This window comes from Duganella sp. LjRoot269, from assembly GCF_964254095.1.
Classification (GTDB): Bacteria; Pseudomonadota; Gammaproteobacteria; order Burkholderiales; family Burkholderiaceae_D; genus Rugamonas; species Rugamonas hordei.
In genome coordinates, this window is record NZ_CAXUSL020000001.1 from 302,727 (window position 1) to 322,059 (window position 19,333).

General features: G+C 65.0%; 15 protein-coding genes. 11 read left to right on the forward strand and 4 right to left on the reverse strand.

From position 1 onward, the window contains the following. Window positions 1–2: 2 nt before the first annotated feature. A complete protein-coding gene (locus tag ACSQ3S_RS01200) occupies window positions 3–881 on the reverse strand; it encodes an N-acetylmuramic acid 6-phosphate etherase (RefSeq protein WP_353401689.1) in 879 nt (292 codons plus the stop codon). Window positions 882–888: 7 nt separating this feature from the next. Continuing rightward, a complete protein-coding gene (locus ACSQ3S_RS01205) occupies window positions 889–1,629 on the reverse strand; it encodes a GntR family transcriptional regulator (protein ID WP_176653317.1) in 741 nt (246 codons plus the stop codon). A gap of 166 nt (window positions 1,630–1,795) precedes the next feature. On the opposite strand from ACSQ3S_RS01205, the gene ACSQ3S_RS01210 reads away from it, so the two are divergent. The 11 genes from ACSQ3S_RS01210 to ACSQ3S_RS01260 all read left to right on the forward strand — a co-directional run bounded on the left by ACSQ3S_RS01210 (window position 1,796) and on the right by ACSQ3S_RS01260 (window position 13,916). Beyond that, the gene (locus ACSQ3S_RS01210; RefSeq protein ID WP_176653316.1) at window positions 1,796–2,230 is read left to right on the forward strand and encodes a YchJ family protein; all 435 of its coding nucleotides are present in this window, start codon (window positions 1,796–1,798) and stop codon (window positions 2,228–2,230) included. Between the two features lie 44 nt (window positions 2,231–2,274). Continuing rightward, window positions 2,275–3,897: a carboxyl transferase domain-containing protein gene (locus ACSQ3S_RS01215; protein WP_436141364.1), complete on the forward strand. Its 1,623-nt coding sequence runs from the start codon at window positions 2,275–2,277 to the stop codon at window positions 3,895–3,897. A gap of 9 nt (window positions 3,898–3,906) precedes the next feature. Continuing rightward, a complete protein-coding gene (locus tag ACSQ3S_RS01220; protein WP_413447473.1) occupies window positions 3,907–4,776 on the forward strand; it encodes a dienelactone hydrolase family protein in 870 nt (289 codons plus the stop codon). Window positions 4,777–4,778: 2 nt separating this feature from the next. After that, window positions 4,779–5,564 (forward strand): enoyl-CoA hydratase/isomerase family protein, encoded by a 786-nt coding sequence (locus ACSQ3S_RS01225; protein WP_436141365.1) that lies wholly within the window; start codon window positions 4,779–4,781, stop codon window positions 5,562–5,564. A 17-nt stretch (window positions 5,565–5,581) separates the two neighbouring features. Then, window positions 5,582–6,916, forward strand: a complete 1,335-nt coding sequence (gene bioA / locus ACSQ3S_RS01230) for an adenosylmethionine--8-amino-7-oxononanoate transaminase (protein WP_436141366.1) — start codon at window positions 5,582–5,584, stop codon at window positions 6,914–6,916. A gap of 2 nt (window positions 6,917–6,918) precedes the next feature. After that, window positions 6,919–8,103, forward strand: coding sequence for an 8-amino-7-oxononanoate synthase (gene bioF, locus ACSQ3S_RS01235; protein WP_436141367.1), 1,185 nt, complete (start codon window positions 6,919–6,921; stop codon window positions 8,101–8,103). 1 nt (window position 8,104) lies between these two features. Further along, entirely contained in the window at window positions 8,105–8,887 is a 783-nt protein-coding gene (gene bioD, locus ACSQ3S_RS01240) for a dethiobiotin synthase (protein ID WP_353401701.1), read from the forward strand. Window positions 8,888–8,904: 17 nt separating this feature from the next. After that, the gene (bioB, locus tag ACSQ3S_RS01245) at window positions 8,905–9,954 is read left to right on the forward strand and encodes a biotin synthase BioB (RefSeq protein ID WP_176653309.1); all 1,050 of its coding nucleotides are present in this window, start codon (window positions 8,905–8,907) and stop codon (window positions 9,952–9,954) included. Window positions 9,955–10,019: 65 nt separating this feature from the next. Continuing rightward, window positions 10,020–12,059, forward strand: coding sequence for an acetyl/propionyl/methylcrotonyl-CoA carboxylase subunit alpha (locus tag ACSQ3S_RS01250; RefSeq protein WP_436141368.1), 2,040 nt, complete (start codon window positions 10,020–10,022; stop codon window positions 12,057–12,059). A gap of 11 nt (window positions 12,060–12,070) precedes the next feature. Next, on the forward strand, window positions 12,071–13,003 hold the full coding sequence (locus tag ACSQ3S_RS01255) for a 2-hydroxyacid dehydrogenase (protein ID WP_436141369.1): 933 nt from the start codon (window positions 12,071–12,073) through the stop codon (window positions 13,001–13,003). 1 nt (window position 13,004) lies between these two features. Then, window positions 13,005–13,916: a hydroxymethylglutaryl-CoA lyase gene (locus ACSQ3S_RS01260; RefSeq protein ID WP_436141370.1), complete on the forward strand. Its 912-nt coding sequence runs from the start codon at window positions 13,005–13,007 to the stop codon at window positions 13,914–13,916. Between the two features lie 12 nt (window positions 13,917–13,928). Here the strand turns inward: ACSQ3S_RS01260 and ACSQ3S_RS01265 are convergent, their stop codons facing one another. Beyond that, window positions 13,929–16,283 (reverse strand): beta-galactosidase, encoded by a 2,355-nt coding sequence (locus ACSQ3S_RS01265; protein WP_436141371.1) that lies wholly within the window; start codon window positions 16,281–16,283, stop codon window positions 13,929–13,931. Then, on the reverse strand, window positions 16,284–19,058 hold the full coding sequence (locus tag ACSQ3S_RS01270; protein WP_353401709.1) for a TonB-dependent receptor: 2,775 nt from the start codon (window positions 19,056–19,058) through the stop codon (window positions 16,284–16,286). Window positions 19,059–19,333 lie beyond the last annotated feature (275 nt).

Here is a 19,333-nt window from a genome sequence, read left to right on the forward strand (position 1 = left end):
TTCTACCTGAGTGCGGCGCGGACGTCGCCATCGGCTTCGTCCAGCAGGGTTTGGGCCTGGTCGACCGTCAGTTTTTTCAGCAGGGCGACGATGGCGATCTTGACCTGGAAATGGCATTGTTCCAGCATGCCGCGCGCGGTGGCGGCGTCGCTGCCGGTGGCGTGCATGGTCAACTGCACCGCCCGTTCGATCAGCTTGGCGTTGGTCGCGTGCAGGTCCACCATCAGGTTGCCATAGACCTTGTGCAGCCGCACCATCAATGCGCTCGACAAGGTGTTCAGGACGATTTTTTGCGCCGTGCCCGCCTTCAAGCGCGTGCTGCCGGAGATGATCTCGGGCCCCGTGTCGAGGACGATGCCGATGTCGGCATCGGTCACCACCGGCGTGCCCGCATTGTTGGCGATGCCGATCGTCAAGGCGCCCACGGTGCGCGCGGCGTGCAGCGCGCCCAGCACATACGGCGTCGTGCCGGATGCGGCCATCAGCAAGACCACGTCGTTATACACGGGATACAGCAGGCGCAGATCGGCGGCGCCCTTGGAGCGGTCGTCCTCGGCGCCCTCGACCGCCTCGAACATGGCGCCCAGGCCGCCCGCCAGCAGGGCGACGGCGCGCTGGTGCGGCCAGGAGAAAGTGGGGAACAGCTCGACGCTGTCGAGGATGCCGAGCCGGCCGGAAGTACCGGCGCCGACATACACCAGGCGTCCGCCGGCGGCGATGCGCGGCGTCATCGCCTCGACGGCGGCGGCAATGCCCGGGGCGGCGGCCTGCACCGCCTGCAGCGCCTGCGACTGGTCGTCGATCAGCGCTGCCACCAAAGCCTCAACCGAATACAGGTCAAGCTGCGCATGCTGCGTACTCGGCGTTTCGGTTTTCAGCATAGGAGGCTCAGGTTGCGCGGCGCATCTCCGCTACAAAGTCATAGTGATCGCTGTGGCAATACGAATGGGTCAGCTCCATCGCCTCGCCCGATTCCAGATAGGCGATACGAGTAATGTACAGCACGGCCTGCCCCTCGGGAACACCCAGCTGTTTGGCCAGCTCGGCCGATGCGTTCATCGCGCGGATGTGCTGCAGCGCGCGCGCCGGTGCCTGGCCTATGCTTTCCAGGTACTGGTACAGCGACGCACCCACCGCGTTCGGATCGTTGAGGATGGTCTGCGGCAGCACCGACACCTCATACGCCATCACCACGTCGTCGGCCAGGCGCAGGCGCTCCAGCCGCGCGACCTTGGAATACGGCGACAAGCCCAGGCTCAGCTGCTCCTCGGGCGTCGGCGTGACGATGGCGCGCTTGAGCCAGCGCGAACCGGGAATATGGCCGCGCTGCTGCAATTGTTCGGAAAAACTGGTCAGGTTCGACAGCGGCTGTTCAATGCGCGGCGCAATATAATTACCCGATCCGCGACGGCGCACCACCAATCCCTGGTCCACCAGCTGGTCGATGGCCTTGCGCGCGGTGACCCGCGACACGTTCAGCAGCTCCGACAGGGCCCGCTCGGACGGCAGCGCCTGGTCCACCTGGTAGCGGCCGTTATGTACATCATCGCTTAATTTACGGGCAATTTGCATGTACAGCGGCGAACTGTCGTTGGCGTCCGCCTTGAATTCAAAACTGGTCTGGCTCATTCAATTCTCCTAACGCCTCTAGTGTAATAGCGTTACAGAAAACGTGTACGTATCAGACCGGTGAAAATAACAATATTTGTACACATGGCATAATGGCAAGCCCGGCGGAATGCGGCTATTTGGCGGATAATGCGGGATTGCACCACCAGCCAGTCCGCCCCAAAACATGTCCAAGAAGTCTATCGCGTCCGTGGCCTGCCCCTGCGGCGGCCCATCCCTCGCCACCTGCTGCGGCCCGTTTATCGAAGGCGGCGCCATCCCGCCGACGGCTGAAACGCTGATGCGCTCGCGCTATACGGCCTACGTCCAGCGCAACGAGCCCTACCTGATGGCGACCTGGCACGCTAGCACCCGTCCCGCCGAGCCGATTATGAGCAACGAAGAAAAATTGCAGTGGCTGGGACTTGAGGTAAAATCTGCTTTACGTTTACGTCAACGTAAAGCAGAAGAGACCGACCCGACCAGGGATACGGTGGAGTTTGTCGCGCGGTTCAAGATCAATGGCCGGGCGCAGCGCCTGCACGAGATCAGTAATTTTGTACGCGAGCCGGCCGAAGGCGGGGCACGCTGGTTTTACGTTGACGGTAGTTTTCCGGAATAAATCACTACGACGCGTCCGAGACCACGCGCAATAAAGGAAAAGCAATGCCGCAGATCGAAAGCAAACTCAATCCCCGCAGCGAGGATTTCAAGGCCAACGCGGCCGCCATGAAGGCCGTGGTGGACGACCTGCGCGACAAGATCGCCAAGATCGCCCTCGGCGGCGGCGAGGCGGCGTCGGCCAAGCACGTCGCCCGCGGCAAGCTGCTGCCGCGCGACCGCGTGCAGATGCTGCTCGATCCCGGTACGCCTTTCCTCGAACTGTCGCAGATGGCCGCCTACGGCATGTACCAGGACGCCAACGGCGCCGACGCCGCGCCGGCGGCCGGCATCATCACCGGCATCGGACGCGTGGCCGGCCAGGAGTGCGTGATCGTCTGTAACGACGCCACCGTCAAGGGCGGCACCTACTACCCGATGACGGTCAAGAAGCACCTGCGCGCGCAGGAGATCGCCGACCAGAACAACCTGCCCTGCATCTACCTGGTCGATTCGGGCGGCGCCAACCTGCCGAACCAGGACGACGTGTTCCCGGACCGCGACCACTTCGGCCGCATCTTCTACAACCAGGCCAACCTGTCGGCCAAGGGCATCCCGCAGATCGCCGTGGTGATGGGATCCTGCACCGCCGGCGGCGCCTACGTGCCGGCGATGAGCGACGAATCGATCATCGTCAAGGAACAGGGCACCATCTTCCTCGGCGGCCCGCCGCTGGTGAAGGCCGCCACCGGCGAGGTGGTGACGGCGGAAGACCTGGGCGGCGGCGACGTCCACACCCGCCTGTCCGGCGTGGCCGACCACCTGGCGCAGAACGACCTGCATGCGCTGTCGCTGGCGCGCACCATCATCTCCAACCTGAACCGCAGCAAGCCGCAGCAGGGCGCCTTGCGCGAAGCCGCGGAGCCGAAATACGCCACCGAAGAACTGTACGGCGTGATCCCGGTCGACACCCGCAAACCGTTCGACGTGAGAGAGGTCATCGCGCGCATCGTCGACGGCAGCGAATTCGATGAATTCAAGGCGCGCTACGGCACCACGCTGATCTGCGGCTTCGCCCACATATTCGGCATGAAGGTCGGTATCATCGCCAACAACGGCATCCTGTTCTCCGAGTCCGCGCTGAAGGGCGCGCACTTCATCGAGCTGTGCGCGCAGCGCAAGATCCCGCTGGTGTTCCTGCAAAATATCACCGGCTTCATGGTCGGCCGCAAATACGAAAACGAAGGCATCGCCCGCAACGGCGCCAAGATGGTGACGGCCGTCGCCACCGCCGCCGTGCCCAAGTTCACCGTCATCATCGGCGGCAGCTTCGGCGCCGGCAACTACGGCATGTGCGGCCGCGCGTTCTCGCCGCGCTTCATGTGGATGTGGCCGAACGCCCGCATCTCGGTGATGGGCGGCGACCAGGCGGCATCGGTGCTGGCCACCGTCAAGCGCGACGGCATCGAAGGCAAGGGCGGCTCGTGGTCGGCGGAGGAAGAAGCGGCGTTCAAGCAGCCGATCAAGGATCAATACGAACACCAGGGCCACCCGTACTACGCCACGGCGCGCCTGTGGGACGACGGCGTCATCGACCCGGCCGATACGCGCATGGTGCTGGGCCTGGGCCTGTCCGCCGCGCTGAACGCCGAAATCGGGGACACCAAGTTCGGCGTGTTCCGGATGTAAGGGATGGACATGCGGAACCGATATCTTCAAGGCGCAGCACTGCTTCCGGCCGCACTGGTTTGCGCCGGTGCGGCGGCCGCCGCCTTGCCTGCTGTCGACGCCCGCATGAACGAACAGGTCGTATCGGTTCCGGCCAAGATAGGCCGCGAAGAAATCAGCCTGCAAACCACCATCTTCAAGCCGCCAGGCGACGGCCCGTTCCCGGTGCTGTTCATGAACCACGGTAAAAACGGCGGCGACGCGCACCGGCAGGAGCGGGCGCGTTATCCGGTCATCAGCCGCGAGTTCGTCAAGCGCGGCTACGCGGTCGTGATCCCGATGCGCAAGGGCTTCGCCGGCTCGGGCGGCACCTACGTCAACTCGCACTGCAAGGCGCGGGAGAACGGCGAAGACCAGGCCACCTCGCTGTACTTCGCCATGGAATACGCGATGAAACAGCCGTGGGCCGATCAGGAGCACGTGATCATCGCCGGCCAGTCGCACGGCGGCCTGACGGCGCTTGCCGCCGGCAGTCACAACATCAGCGGCGTGCGCGGCGTGATCAACTTTGCCGGCGGCGTCAACAGCCAGTCGCACTGCGACTGGCAGGCCGCGCTGGTCGACGCCTTCAAGGCCTACGGCGCGGCAAGCACCACGCCGAGCATCTGGTTCTATGGCGCCAACGATACCCATTTCGGCCCCAAGCTGGCCGCCAGCCTGTACGCGGCCTATACCGGCGCCGGCGGCAAGGCGCAGCTGGTGGCCTACGGCCCGTTCAAGCACGACGCGCACACGATGAGCTCCAGCCGAGACGGCGTGGCCGTCTGGCTGCCGCAGACGGAGCGCTTCCTGCAATCGGTCGGCATGCCGACCGAAATCAAATACACCATCAAGGACTGAAGATGAGCTTTACTACTCTGGACATCAGCCGCGAAGGCAAGACCGCGACCGTCACGCTGAACCGCCCCGACGTGCGCAACGCCTTCAATGAAACGACGATAGCCGAAATCACGCAGGCCTTCCGCGATCTGGGCGCCGACGCCGATCTGCGCGCCATCGTGCTGGCGGCGAACGGCCCGGCCTTCTGCGCCGGCGCCGACTTGAACTGGATGAAAAAAATGGCGGGCTACACGCACGCCGAAAACCACGCCGACGCTCTGCAACTGGCGGAGATGCTGCGCACGATCTACCTGTGTCCCAAGCCCGTCGTGGCCAAGGTGCAGGGCGATTGCTACGCCGGCGGCATGGGCCTCGTGTCCGCGTGCGACATCATCGTCGCGGCCGACGAGGCGAACTTCTGCCTGAGCGAAGTGAAACTGGGACTGATCCCCGCGACCATTTCGCCATATGTGATCAAGGCCATGGGCGAGAACGCCTCGCGCCGCTACTTCCTGACAGCCGAACGCTTCAGCGCGCAGGAGGCGCTGCGCATCGGCTTCGCCCACGAGGTAGTGGCAGCCGAGGCGCTCGACGCCAAGGTGGCGGAGATCGTCAAGGCGCTGGTCAACAACAGCCCGAACGCCGTACAGCAAGCCAAAGTGCTGGTGCGCGACGTGGTCGGACAAACCGTCAACGATGCGCTGCTGGCCGATACCGCCGAACGCATCGCCCATATCCGCGCGTCGGAACAGGGCCGCGAAGGCGTGGCCTCGTTCCTGGAAAAGCGCAAGCCGGGCTGGCTCGGCTAACAGAGTTTGGAGTTGTTTTGGAATTGAATAAACAAAGCGACTGGGTAGCACGCAGCCTGCGCAGCGTATGGCATCCGTGCACCCAGATGCAGCACCACGAAACCGTGCCCCTGATTCCGGTCAAGAGCGGCAAGGGCGCGTGGCTGTACGACCATGAAGGCCGCCGCTACCTGGATGCGATCAGCTCCTGGTGGGTGAACCTGTTCGGCCATGCCAACCCGCGCATCAACGCGGCCCTGAAAGACCAGCTGGATACGCTGGAACACGCGATGCTGGCCGGCTTCACGCACGAACCGGTGATCGAGCTGTCCGAGAAGCTGTCGGCGCTGACCGGCCATGTGCTGGGCCACAGCTTCTACGCCAGCGACGGCGCCTCCGCCGTCGAAATCGCGCTGAAGATGAGCTTTCACTCGTGGCGCAACAATGGCAAGAGCGGCAAGCAGGAATTCGTCTGCCTCAAGGGCAGCTACCACGGCGAAACCATCGGCGCGCTGGCCGTCACCGACGTCGCGCTGTTCAAGGACGCCTACGGCCCGCTGCTGCGCGCCTCGCAAACGGTGATGTCGCCGGACGCTCGCAATGCCAATGCCGCCGCAGGCGAGACGGCGGCCGACGTGGCACGCCGCGCCGCGGCCGATGTCGAACGCCTGTTCGCCGAACGGGGCGACCAGATCGCCGCCATCATCATCGAGCCGCTGGTGCAATGCGCCACCGGCATGGCGATGCACGATCCGCTGTACCTGAAGCTGGTGCGCGAACTGTGCGACCGTCATTCGGTGCACCTGATCCTCGACGAAATCGCCGTCGGCTGCGGCCGCACCGGCACCTTCTTCGCCTGCGAGCAGGCCGGCGTGTGGCCGGACTTCCTGTGCCTGTCCAAGGGCATCAGCGGCGGCTACCTGCCGCTGTCGCTGGTGATGACGCGCGACGAGATCTACCAGGCCTTCTACAGCAGCGACGTCACGCGCGGCTTCCTGCACTCGCACTCGTACACCGGCAATCCGCTGGCCTGCCGCGCCGCCCTGGCGACGCTGCAGATCTTCGAGGAAGACGACGTGCTGAACGCCAACCGCGCCAAGGCCGAGCGCCTGACCGCCGCGCTGCAACCGCTGGCGCGACACCGGCAGGTGCGCAACTTCCGCCAGCGCGGCATGATCTGGGCCTTCGACGCCATCGACGCCGCGCCCGATTTCTCGCGCCGCTTCTTCGCCACGGCGGTGGAGCACGAGCTGCTGATGCGCCCCATCGGCTCCACCGTCTACATGATGCCGCCGTACATCCTCGACGACGAGGAAATCGACGGCCTGGCCGCCAACACGCTGGCCGTGTTCGACAAAGTAATGGCGGGCTGACCATGGAACTGCTCAATCAACTCAACCGCCAGCTGCGGGCGCTGGACGAACGCAGCCTGATACGCCGGCGCCGCACCGTCGATTCGCCGTGCGGACCGCGCGTGTCGGTGGACGGGCGCGAACTGCTGGCCTTCTGCAGCAACGACTACCTCGGCCTGGCCAATCACCGCAAGCTGAAACTCGCGCTGCAGGAAGGCGCGGCGATGTACGGCGTCGGCAGCGGCGCCTCGCACCTGATCAGCGGCCATGGCCGCGCCCACGCCATGCTGGAACAGCGCCTGGTGGAATTCGTCGGCGCCCACCTGGAATCGCCGCGCGCGCTGACCTTCTGCACCGGCTACATGGCCAACCTCGCCATCATCACCGGCCTGACCGCCGGCGACCGCGAGGCCGAGATCTTCTCCGAATCGCTGAACCACGCCTCGCTGATCGACGGCGCGCGGCTGTCGCGCGCCGGCGTCAAGGTCTACCCGCATGCCGACCTGGAAGCGCTGGCGGCCATGCTGGCGGCGTCGAAAGCCGCCACCAAGCTGGTGGTGACCGACAGCGTCTTCAGCATGGACGGCGACCTGGCGCCGCTGCCCGAGCTGCTGGCCCTGTGCGAACAGCACGGCGCATGGCTGGTCATCGACGACGCCCACGGCTTCGGCACGCTGGGCGCCAACGGCCACGGCGCGCTGGAGCACTTCAACCTGCGCTCGCCGTACCTGGTCTATATGGGCACGCTGGGCAAGGCCGCCGGCGTGGGCGGCGCCTTCGTCGCCGCGCATGAAACGGTGATCGAAACGCTGATCCAGAAGGCCCGCCCCTACATCTTCACCACCGCCGCCCCGCCGGCGCTGGCGCACGCGCTGCTGACCAGCCTTGAACTGCTGGAAGGCGACGAGGGCCGCAACCGCCGCGCCCATCTGCAGGCATTGGTGGCACAATTGGACGATGGCCTGCGTTTGCAGCGCTGGCAGCGCCTGCCCTCGAACACGGCGATCCAGCCCATCCTGATCGGCGATAATGCTGAAACCATGCGCGCCGGGGCGGCCTTGTACGAGCAGGGGCTGTGGGTGGGCACCATCCGGCCGCCGACGGTCCCCCTGGGCACTTCGCGCCTGCGCGTGACGCTGTCCGCGGGGCATAGCAGCATGGAAGTAGCAAAATTGATAGCCGCGATCAATGCATTGGAAAGGACTTGATATGAGTCTCGACGATCCCGTGATAGCAGTGGATGTACCGCAGACGCAGGTGCAACCGGCCCCCGTGACCACCGGCATACCGCCGCGCTTTTGCTGTTTTGTCACCGGCACGGATACCGAAATCGGCAAGACGCTGGTTTCATCGGCGATGCTGCACGCGCTGGTGCAGGCCGGCGTGCGCGCCTGCGGCATGAAGCCGGTCGCCGCCGGCGCCGAGCTGCGCGACGGCGCATGGCACAACGACGACTGCGACCAGCTGGCCGCCGCCGGCAACGTCCACCTGCCGCAGTCGATCACCACGCCGTTCCTGCTGAAGGAGCCTGCCGCGCCGCATATCGCCGCCGCGCTGGAAGGCATCACGATTTCGCCGGTGCCTATCCTGGCGGCCTACGTCGAGATCCACGCCGCGTCCGACGCGGTGGTGGTGGAAGGCGTGGGCGGCTTCCGCGTGCCGCTGAACGACGATTTCGACACCGCCGACCTGGCCGAGCAGCTCGACCTGCCGGTGGTGCTGGTGGTCGGCCTGCGGCTGGGCTGCATCAGCCACGCCTTGCTGACGGTGGAGGCGATCGAGTCGCGCGGCCTGAAACTGGCCGGCTGGGTCGCCAACGAAACACAGGCGGACATGGAGTTCGCCGACGAGAACGTCGCAGCATTGGAACAGCGGATCGCTGCGCCGCTGCTGGGCCGCGTGCCGCGCCTGGAACAGCCGGGCGCCGAAGCGGCGGCCGCCCATATCGACTTTACGCAGCTGCCGTATTGGCCAGCTCAGAACAAACTTTGAACGAAGAAGGAATCACGATGTCCCTGAACACCCTCCAAGAACCGAAAACCGTTTCCCTGCACCGTCCGACGGCCGCGATCACCTTGCCGCCCGCCGCCACCTGGCCGCTGGAAGACGTGATGGCGCTGTTCGACTTGCCGTTCAATGACCTGATGTTCCGCGCGCAGCAAACGCACCGCGCCAACTTCCCCGACGGCGACGTCGAACTGGCGACCCTGCTGTCGATCAAGACCGGCGGCTGCGAGGAAGACTGCGGCTACTGCCCGCAGGCGGCACGCTACGACACCGGCGTCGAAGCCAAGAAAATCCTCGACATCGACACCGTGCTGGACGCGGCCCGCCAGGCCAAGGACAACGGCGCGACCCGCTTCTGCATGGGCGCGGCATGGCGCAGCCCGAAAGACCGCGACATGGACAAGGTCGAAGAGATGGTGCGCGAAGTGAAGGCGCTGGGCCTGGAGACCTGCGCCACGCTGGGTATGCTGGAGGAAAAACAGGCCGAGCGCCTGAAAGCGGCCGGCCTCGATTACTACAACCACAACCTGGACACAGCGCCCGAGTTCTACGACAACGTGATCTCGACCCGCGAATACCAGGACCGCCTGGACACGCTGGGCCGCATCCGCGAAGCGGGCCTGAAGGTCTGCTGCGGCGGCATCGTCGGCATGGGCGAAACCCGCCTGCAGCGCGCCGGCCTGATCGCGCAGCTGGCCAACCTGAATCCGTATCCGGAATCGGTGCCGGTCAACCACCTGGTCCAGGTCGAGGGCACGCCGCTGTACGGCATGGATCCGCTGGACCCGCTCGAATTCGTGCGCACCATCGCCGTCGCCCGCATCACGATGCCGAAGGCGCGCGTGCGCCTGTCGGCGGGCCGCCGCCAGATGGGCGAAGCGGTGCAGTCGATGTGCTTCCTGGCCGGCGCCAATTCGATCTTCTACGGGGACAAGCTTCTGACCACCGAAAATCCGGAAGCGGAAGACGACCGCGCGCTGCTGGCGAAACTGGGCCTGAAAACCCGCGGCGCCGTGCTTGAATCGGCACCGAAGGAAAAGTGCGGCTGCTGATCCAGCCTCGCCGAACCACCACACAATAAAAAAACTTCCAGCCACAAGCTGCAAAGAGAGAGACCATGTTTACAAAAATACTGATCGCCAACCGTGGTGAAATCGCCTGCCGTGTAGCCGCCACCGCGCGCCGCATGGGCATCAAGACCGTTGCTGTCTATTCGGAGGCGGACGCCAACGCCAAGCACGTCGCCGTGTGCGACGAGGCTGTGCTGATCGGTCCCGCCGCCGCCAAGGAAAGCTATCTGCGCGGCGACAAGATCATCGCCGTGGCCAAGGCCACCGGCGCGCAGGCGATCCATCCCGGCTACGGCTTCCTGTCCGAGAACGCCGAATTCGCCGACGCCTGCGCCGAGGCGGGCCTGGTGTTCATCGGGCCGCCGGCATCGGCGATGCGCGCGATGGGATCCAAGTCCGCCGCCAAGCAGCTGATGGAGAAGGCCAACGTACCGCTGGTGCCCGGCTATCACGGCGAGCAGCAGGACGCCGACTTCCTGCACGCGCAGGCCGACAAGATCGGCTACCCGGTGCTGCTGAAGGCTTCGGCCGGCGGCGGCGGCAAGGGCATGCGCGTGATCGAGAATTCGGCGCAGTTCAAGGACGCGCTGGCATCGTGCAAGCGCGAGGCGATCAGCTCCTTCGGCGACGACAAGGTGCTGGCCGAGAAGTACCTGCAGCGTCCGCGCCACATTGAAATCCAGGTGTTCGCCGACACGCTCGGCAATTGCATCTACCTGTTCGAGCGCGATTGCTCGGTGCAGCGCCGCCACCAGAAGGTGCTGGAAGAGGCGCCTGCGCCGAACATGCCGGCCGAGCGCCGCGCGGCGATGGGCGAAGCCGCCGTAGCCGCCGCCAAGGCCGTCGGCTACGTGGGCGCCGGCACGGTGGAATTCATCGCCAACCAGGACGGTTCGTTCTACTTCATGGAGATGAACACCCGCCTGCAGGTGGAGCATCCGGTGACCGAAATGATCACCGGGACCGACCTGGTCGAATGGCAGATCCGCGTCGCCGCCGGCGAGCCGCTGCCGAAAAAACAAACCGAGCTGGCCATCAACGGCCATGCGATCGAAGCGCGCATCTACGCGGAGAATCCGGAGAAGGGCTTCCTGCCGTCGATCGGCACGCTGCGCCACATGGACACGCCGGGCGCGGTGACGTTCGAGCTGGGCGGCTCGCCCGACCTGCCGGCCGGCGTGCGCATCGATTCCGGCGTGCGCGCCGGCGATGCGATCTCGCCGTTCTACGATCCGATGATCGCCAAGCTGATCGTCTGGGGCGCGGACCGCAAGCAGGCGCTGGCCCGCATGTCGCAAGCGCTGTCGCAATACCAGATCGTCGGCCTGAGCACCAACATCGCCTTCCTCAAGCGCCTCGTCGAGGGCCGGGCTTTCTCCACCGCCGACCTGGACACGGGCCTGATCGAACGCAATCACGACACGCTGTTCCCGGCCGCGCAGGCCGCGCCGGACGCCGCGCTGGCATTGGCCGCCGTGTCGCTGATCGAATCCGAGAAGGAGCGTTCGGCCGCGCAATCGGGCGCCAACGCCGCCGATCCGTGGGGCCAGGCGCTGGGCTGGCGCATGAACCACCCGTATGTGCGCGCGCTGTCGTTCAGCGACGAATTCGCGGCGGCCAAGCCTTACAGCGCCAACGTCAGCTATCGAGCCGCCGACTGGCTGTTCAGCGTGAACAGCGCGCAACCCCAGGTCCTGAGCCTGATGTCGCAAGAGGGGAATGACTTCAGCATCAAGCTGGGCGACCAGGCCGTGCATGGCACCGTGCGCCGCGACGGCGACATGTTCCACGTCTTCACCAACGGCGCCCACTATCCGCTGGCCTACAACGACCCGATGGCCCACGCCGGCGAATCCGAGGCCGAAGGCGGCCGCCTGACCGCGCCGATGCCGGGCAAGGTGGTCGCGGTGCTGGCCGCCAAAGGCCAGGAAGTGAAGAAGGGCGATGCCCTGGTCATCATGGAAGCCATGAAAATGGAGCATACCATCGCCGCGCCGCACGATGGCGTGGTCGACGAAATCCTGTACAGCGTGGGCGACCAGGTGGCCGATGGCGCGCCGCTGCTGGCGTTCAAGACAGCGGCGTAAAGGAGATCATCATGCGTATTCTTTTACATCGAGCGGACGGCAAGACCGAGCCGTGGATCAAGGACTTCGGCAAGTACCTGCCGGAGGCCGAAGTCGAAATCTGGCACGCCGGCGAAAAAAACCAGGCCTGCGACTACGCCGTCGTGTGGTCGCCGCCGGAAGCGATGCTGCCGGAGCTGGCGCAGGTCAAGGCGATCTTCGTCACCGGCGCCGGTGTCGACGCCATCCTCAAGTTTTCGGACGCGATTCCGGCGCACATCCCCATCATTCGCCTGGAAGACGCGGGCATGGGAATGCAGATGGCCGAATACGTCACGCATTCGGTGCTGCGCTACTATCGCCGCCTGGACGAATACGAGGCACAGGCGCGCGCGGGCCAGTGGCTGCCTTTGCCACAGCACCACAAGGAAGACTTCGCGATCGGCGTAATGGGCATGGGCGTGCTGGGCACGCGCGTGCTGGAGGCGCTGGCGCCGTTCGGCTTCCCGCTGCGCGGCTGGAGCAGGACGCAAAAAGCCATGCCGGGCGTGCAGTGCTTCCACGGCGAAGATGGGCTGGACACTTTCCTGCGCGGCACCCGGGTGCTGGTCTGCATGCTGCCGCTGACGCCGGACACCAACAACATCATGAGCCGCACCAATATGTGCAAGCTGCCGCAAGGCGCGTTCCTGATCAACGTGGCGCGCGGCGCGCATCTGGCCGAGCCCGACCTGGTCACGCTGATCAAGTCGGGCCATATCGCCGCCGCCACGCTGGACGTGTTCCGCAACGAGCCGCTGCCGCTGCAGCATCCGTTCTGGCAGGAGCCGCGCATCACGATCACGCCGCACATCTCGGCGCTGACCCTGCGCCGCGAAAGCGTGGTGCAAGTCACCGAAAAAATCCGTAAATTCGCGCAGGGCGAGCAGGTCGCCGGCGTGGTCGACCGCAACCGGGGATATTGATATGAACAGTTTGCCGAAACAGGTGAAGATCGTCGAAGTCGGTCCGCGCGACGGCCTGCAGAATGAAAAAGAAAGCGTGCCGGCCGAGGTCAAGATCGAGCTGGTGAACCGCCTGACCAGCGCCGGCTTCCAGAACATCGAAGCGGCTTCGTTCGTGTCGCCGAAGTGGGTGCCGCAGATGGCGACCAGCAAGGAGGTCATGGCCGCGATCGAGCGCAAGCCAGGCGTGATCTATTCCGCGCTGACACCGAACATGCAGGGCTTCGAAGCGGCGCTGGCGGCGCAGGCCAACGAGGTGGTGATCTTCGGCTCGGCCTCGGAGGCCTTCTCGCAAAAGAACATCAACTGCTCGATCGCTGAATCGATCGCCCGCTTCGAAGGCGTGGCGAAGGCGGCCAAGGACAACGGCCTGCGCCTGCGCGGCAGCATCAGCTGCTCGTTCGGCTGCCCCTACCAGGGCGACGTGCCGCTGGACGCGGTGGCCGACGTGGTGGGCCGCATGCGCGACCTGGGCTGCGACGAGATCGACATCGCCGACACCATCGGCGTGGCCACGCCGCGCAAGACGCAGGCAGTGATGGAGCGGGCGATCCGAGAGTTCCGCATCGAAGGCTTGTCCGGCCACTTCCACGACACCTACGGCCAGGCGCTGGCCAACATCTACGCCAGCATGGAAATCGGCATCGCCATCTTCCACTCGTCGGTATCGGGCCTGGGCGGCTGCCCGTACGCCAAGGGCGCCACCGGCAACGTCGCCACCGAGGACGTGCTGTACATGATGCAGGGCCTGGGCATAGCCACCGGCGTCGACCTCGACATCGTGGTCGACGCCGGCCAGTTCATCTCGCAGTTCCTGGGCCGCAAGGGCGCCAGCCGCGCCGGCAACGCCATCGCCGCCAAGCGCGCCGGTTGATACGCTACGGCGTCATTCGCGTACCAGCTTGTCCGCGACGTACATGCGGTACTGCCTGATACGGCCGGTGACGGTGTCGGGTCCCTGGCGCGGCATGTAGCGCACGCCCGCCACCTCCACCTGCTGGCCCAGGTCGATGATCAGCTGGTGCGGATGGCCCGCCCCGGCGGCAAACGCGGTATGCCAGTGATCCGACGCCTGTCCGTTGATGGCGTTGAGGGCCGAGCCGTCCTCCTTTTTCAGCTCTTCGCTGCTGACGTAGGCGATCGTCCACGACTGCTGGTTGATGGTCTTGCCGTCCTTGCCCAGCAGCGAAATCTCGGCGACCGCCGCGTACTGCTTGCCGTCGAAGGCGCTCAGCGATTCAAGACAGAACTGGCGGCCTTTGACCGGCGCGGCGAACAGCACGTCCTGGGTCGCGCCGCCGGCGGCAAACTCGCCCGCCTGCTCCGGGGCGACGCCATCCAGCGCCGGCCTGACGGTGCTGGGAGGGCGCGCCAGATCCAGCTCCGGATTGAGCTGGTCGAGTATCGGTTCGGTGAGTCCGGCAATGCGGGCGCTGCGTGGACCGGTCAGGTCGAGCACGACGATTTCGTTGCGGCCCTTCCTGATCCAGGGCCCGGGCAGGTACATGGTCTGCGTCGGCCCGATGCTCCAGTATCGGCCGAGGCAGCGGCCGTTGATCCAGACTATCCCCTGGCCCCAGCTGGACATGTCGAGGAAGGTGTCGGCCTGGCGGCCGGCCTCGAATCCGCCGCGCCAGAAGGCGGGGCCCTTGGTGCGTCCGGCCTTGAACGCCAGCGGCGGCAGCGTGCCGTCGGCATCGAAATCGATGGCGCGGATCTCCCAGTTCTCCAGCGGCTGCGCGGCGCCGTCCTTGGGCGTGAACGTCACCGGACCGTGCAGGCCCTTGCGGTCATGCACCTCCAGGCCGAAGTTGACCCGCGCGATGGTGTACAGCAGGATCTCCACCGTCACGGCCTTGCTGCGGGCCGGCACGGCGACCGAGAAGCGGCGGTGGCGCGTGTCCAGCGTCCCCACCTGCTTGCCGTCCACGTAGACCCAGGCCAGGTCGCGCACCTTGGCGGCGGCCAGCAATCCCGCCGGTCCGGCCGGCAACCGCACGCGATAGGCGACCAGGCCGCGGCTGATGTCGTACTGTTCGATCGCCTCCGGCGACGCGGCCTTGATCGTGCGCGGCGGCAGGTTGGCCAGCACCGGCGCCGATTCGGTCAGCGTGAACGCGTCGATGCGCATGACGGGATTGCGCGCCGGCGGTTCGGGCAGCACTTCGCCCGGCGCCAGGAACGGGCGCATGCCTTCGCGGTAGGCGTTGAACTTGGCGCCCACCCATCCCGCTTCGCTGACCGGCGCGTCGTAGTCGTAGCTGGTGGTGTCCGGCCGGAAGGGACGGTCGCAGCCGCCCCACAAGCCGAACGTGGTGCCGCCGTGCGCCATGTAAAGGCTGAACGAGCCGTTCGCCTTGAGCATGGCCTGGATGTCGACGACGGCGCTCGTATTGTCGCCGCGCCGGTGAGGATTGCCCCAGGTGTCGAACCAGCCGGAATAGTATTCGCCGCACATCAGCGGTGCCTGCTGCACCGCGGCCAGCGCCTTGAAGCCGCCGGCCGGATCGCTGCCGAAGTTGGCCACCGACAGCATGCCCGGCAGATGGGTCTTGGCCACCGCGTTGGTCGGATTGCACTGGAATAGCGGCACGTCGAAGCGCGCGTCGAGCAGCGCCTGGCGCATGGTGCGCATGTAGTCCAGGTCTTCGCCGAAGAAGCCGTACTCGTTTTCCACCTGGACCATCAGGATAGGGCCACCCTGGGTCACCTGCATCGCCCCCAGCACCCGGCCCACCTCCTTCAGGTAGCGCCGCGCCGGCTCGACAAAGGCCGGATCGCGCGTACGCAGGAAGGCATCGCCCGGATTTTTCTTGAGCAGCCACCACGGCAGGCCGCCCATCTCCCATTCGGCGCAGGCATAAGGGCCTGGACGCAGGATCACCCACAGCCCTTCCTTCTGCGCCAGCCGGCAGAACTCGACGGCGTCGCGCTGGCCGCTCCAGTCGAACTTCCCTTCGCGCCATTCGTGGTAATTCCAGAACAGGTAGGCGCACACGGTGTTCAGGCCCATCGCCTTGATGGCTTTCAGGCGATGCGTCCAGTACTCGCGCGGCACGCGCGCGAAGTGCATTTCGCCGCAGCGGATCTGCAGCGGCTTGCCGTCGATGAGAAAATCGCTGGCGCCGACGGCAAAGCGCGGCGCGCCCTGGGCGCCGGCGTGAAGCGGCAGCAGGGCGCCGCCGGCGGCGGCAGCGGCGCCCTGCAACAGGCGGCGGCGGGGCAGGTTCGCCCGCGTCATTTAGAACGCCACCCGCAGGCCGACGTTGGCACGGCGGCCGACATCTTCCAGGGTAAGGAACTGCGACTCGTTGTTGGCATATTCGTGCATCCTCGAGTTGGTCAGGTTGATGAAGTCCGCGTAGAGGGCCATCTTCGGCGTCAGGTTGTAGCGCAGGCTGGCGTCGGTCTGGCCATAGGCCGCCCGGGTGCGCGGCAGGGTGCTGCCGCCGCCGCAGTCGACCGAGAAGCGGTTGCGCCAGTTATAACTCACGCGGGCCTGGAATTTGTCGTTTTCATAGAACACCGAGCCATTATAGGATTGCGGCGACAAGCCGGGGTAGCCGCAGGCCGGCACACTGCTGTCGGTATCGGTGTCGCGGGTCGCGCTGGCGTCCACGTAGGTATAGTTGGCCGCCACGCCGAATCCCCGCAGCCAGGAGATGCCGTTGTCGAAGGCATACTGGCCGGCCAGCTCCACACCCTTGATCTTGCCTTTTTGTCCGTTGCGTATGCGGGTGTCGTGGACCACTTCATCGTACTGCGGAATCTTCATGTCCACCATCTTGGTCTCCAGGAAGTCGGAGACGTCCTTGCGGAACACGGCGGCGCTGACGTAGTTGGTCTTCGACAGATACCATTCGTACGACAGGTCGTAGTTCTTCGACTGCATCGGCTTCAGATAGGGATTGCCGCCGCCGGTCTGCACATCGCCATAGCGCCCGCCGTAGGAATTGCTCACACCCATCTGGTTCAAGGTGGGACGGGTCTCGGTCTTCGATGCGGCCAAACGCAGCAGCATGTCGGCGGTCAGGTCGAATTTCAGGTTGGCCGACGGCAGGAAGCTGTTGTAGCTGTTGCTGACGGTGGTCGTGGCTGCCGGGCCCCAGTTCAGGATATAGGTCGTGTCGTTGGGGCTTTTCACCGCCGACAGCAAGGTGCGGCTGATGCCGGTCGATGCCGAGTTCACGTGCACCACACGCATGCCGGCATTCGCCGACCAGCCCGAGCCTTCCCATTTGGAGTCCACGAAGAAGCTCGATACCTTCTCCTTGACGCCCCACATGTCCGGCTTGGTGTAATCGATCGCCATCGGACCATTCGGATACTTGGTCTTGTCCAGGTACAGCGCCGGATCATTGGATTGCGCCAGCAGCGAAGGCTGGTTCAGGTAATTCATGTAGGCATACGGATCGAAGCGGAGGTAGGCGCTTGGAATCTGCGCGCCGCCACCCATGAAATTATCCATCGGCGTGACGGTGAACAGCGACGACGGCAGGGAGACGTGATAGCCGCTGAAGGCGTTCCAGGCGTCGTTGTTCCACTGCGTGCGTTCCACGTTGCGCTGCGAGTAGGCCATGCCGGAATCGATGCCCTTGAAATAGCCCATCTCGTGATTCCAGGCCAGACTGAAACGTCCCTCCTGCAGGTCGTCGAGATTGCGGATGTCGCCGTACGATACCGCGTGGGCACGCACCGCGGTCGGATCGGCGATGCCGTCGCCGAACACCAGGCCGGGGGTGCCGGCGAAGGTCAGCACATCGCCGTTCTTGGGCACCATGCCGGCCACGATCCACATATTCGGGGACTTGGAGGTGGTGCGGGAGTCGGCGATATCGCCTTCCAGTTTCAATTCCGGCGTCAACGCCCATTTCGAGTTCAGGCCGAACGCCTGCGTGGTGGACAGGCGGTCGCCGCCCTTGACGATCATGTCGTTCGAATTGGCCTCGCCCAGCAGCTTGCCGCTGCCGGCCAGCGCCGGATTGTTTGCGTAGAAGATCGAGCCGGGCCGCAGGAAGCTGGTGACCTGGTTGTTGCTGTCGTACTTGACGCCGAGCTGCACGGGATTGTTCCAGTCGCTGAACGCGATCACGTCGTTCTTTTGGTCGAGTCGCGAATACAGGGCGTCCGCGGTCAGTTTCCAGGTCGGGGACGGATTGTATTGCACCGTCAGATTGCCGACCAGCCGCTTGCGGCTTTCATTCTCCTGCTGGAAGCCGTAACTCTGCGGCATGTAGAGCTTTTTGGTGGTCACGTCGGCCATCGTCAACCCTTTGGAGTTGAGGTCGCCGTTGATCATCGACACGTCGCGGTAGTTCCAGGCGTCGTTGACGGCCTTGTTTTGCTTGGAGGCGCGGTCGGTGTAGGAGAGCGAGCCGGTCACGCCGAAGGTGCGGTTCTCGTTGGCGAACGAATACATGCCGCTGATGTTGGGCGTATTCTTCTTGGAATTCGAGTCGTAGGAATCCGACACATTGACCACCGAGGTGTGGCCCAGTTTTCCCGACAGCGGCCGCGCGGTCTGGATGTCCACCGTCGAACCGATGCCGCCCTCCGGCAGGAAGGCCTGCGACGTCTTGTAGACCAGGGCCTTCGAGATCAGGTCGGAGGACAGCAGGTCGAAGGAAAACTCGCGGCCGCCGGTGTCGCTGGTCATGGTGCGGCCATTGACCAGCACATTGTTGAACTCCGGCCCCAGGCCGCGCACGGAGATGTAGCGCCCTTCGCCGTTGTTGCGCTGGATCTGCACGCCGGTGACGCGCTGCAGGGATTCGGCGATATTCGTGTCCGGGAATTTGCCGGCGTCTTCGGCCGACACCGCGTCGACCACGCCGTCTTGTATGCGCTTGGTCGTCAGGGACGAGGACAGCGATGCGCGTATCCCGCTGACGACGACCGTCGTCCCGGTATCGACAGGCTTGGCCTCGCTGCCCGTCTGGGCAGAGGCGCCGACCATCATCAACATTTCGGCAATGACAGCGGCCATGACCGTTTTACGCATCTTAGGTGTATTCATATTCATTGTGTCTCCGTGCTCTTAGTTATAGGAATGAATGAATGTGCGAATGCCTGCCTGTTCCGGCGCTGAGCTCTTACATTTGGGGACGGGCGTTCGCGGGTGCGGCGAGCTAGCGGGGGTCGCTGCGGGCGTAAGTCATGACGAACACGTTGGCGATGGGCCAGTTGAGCGTTGATTGTTCCATGGTCTCTCCGTAGTTTTTTATTGCGCGTTTTCGCCGCGCTAAATTCATGTTACGCAACAGCTTGTTTGCTAACCAATTGCGTATTCAA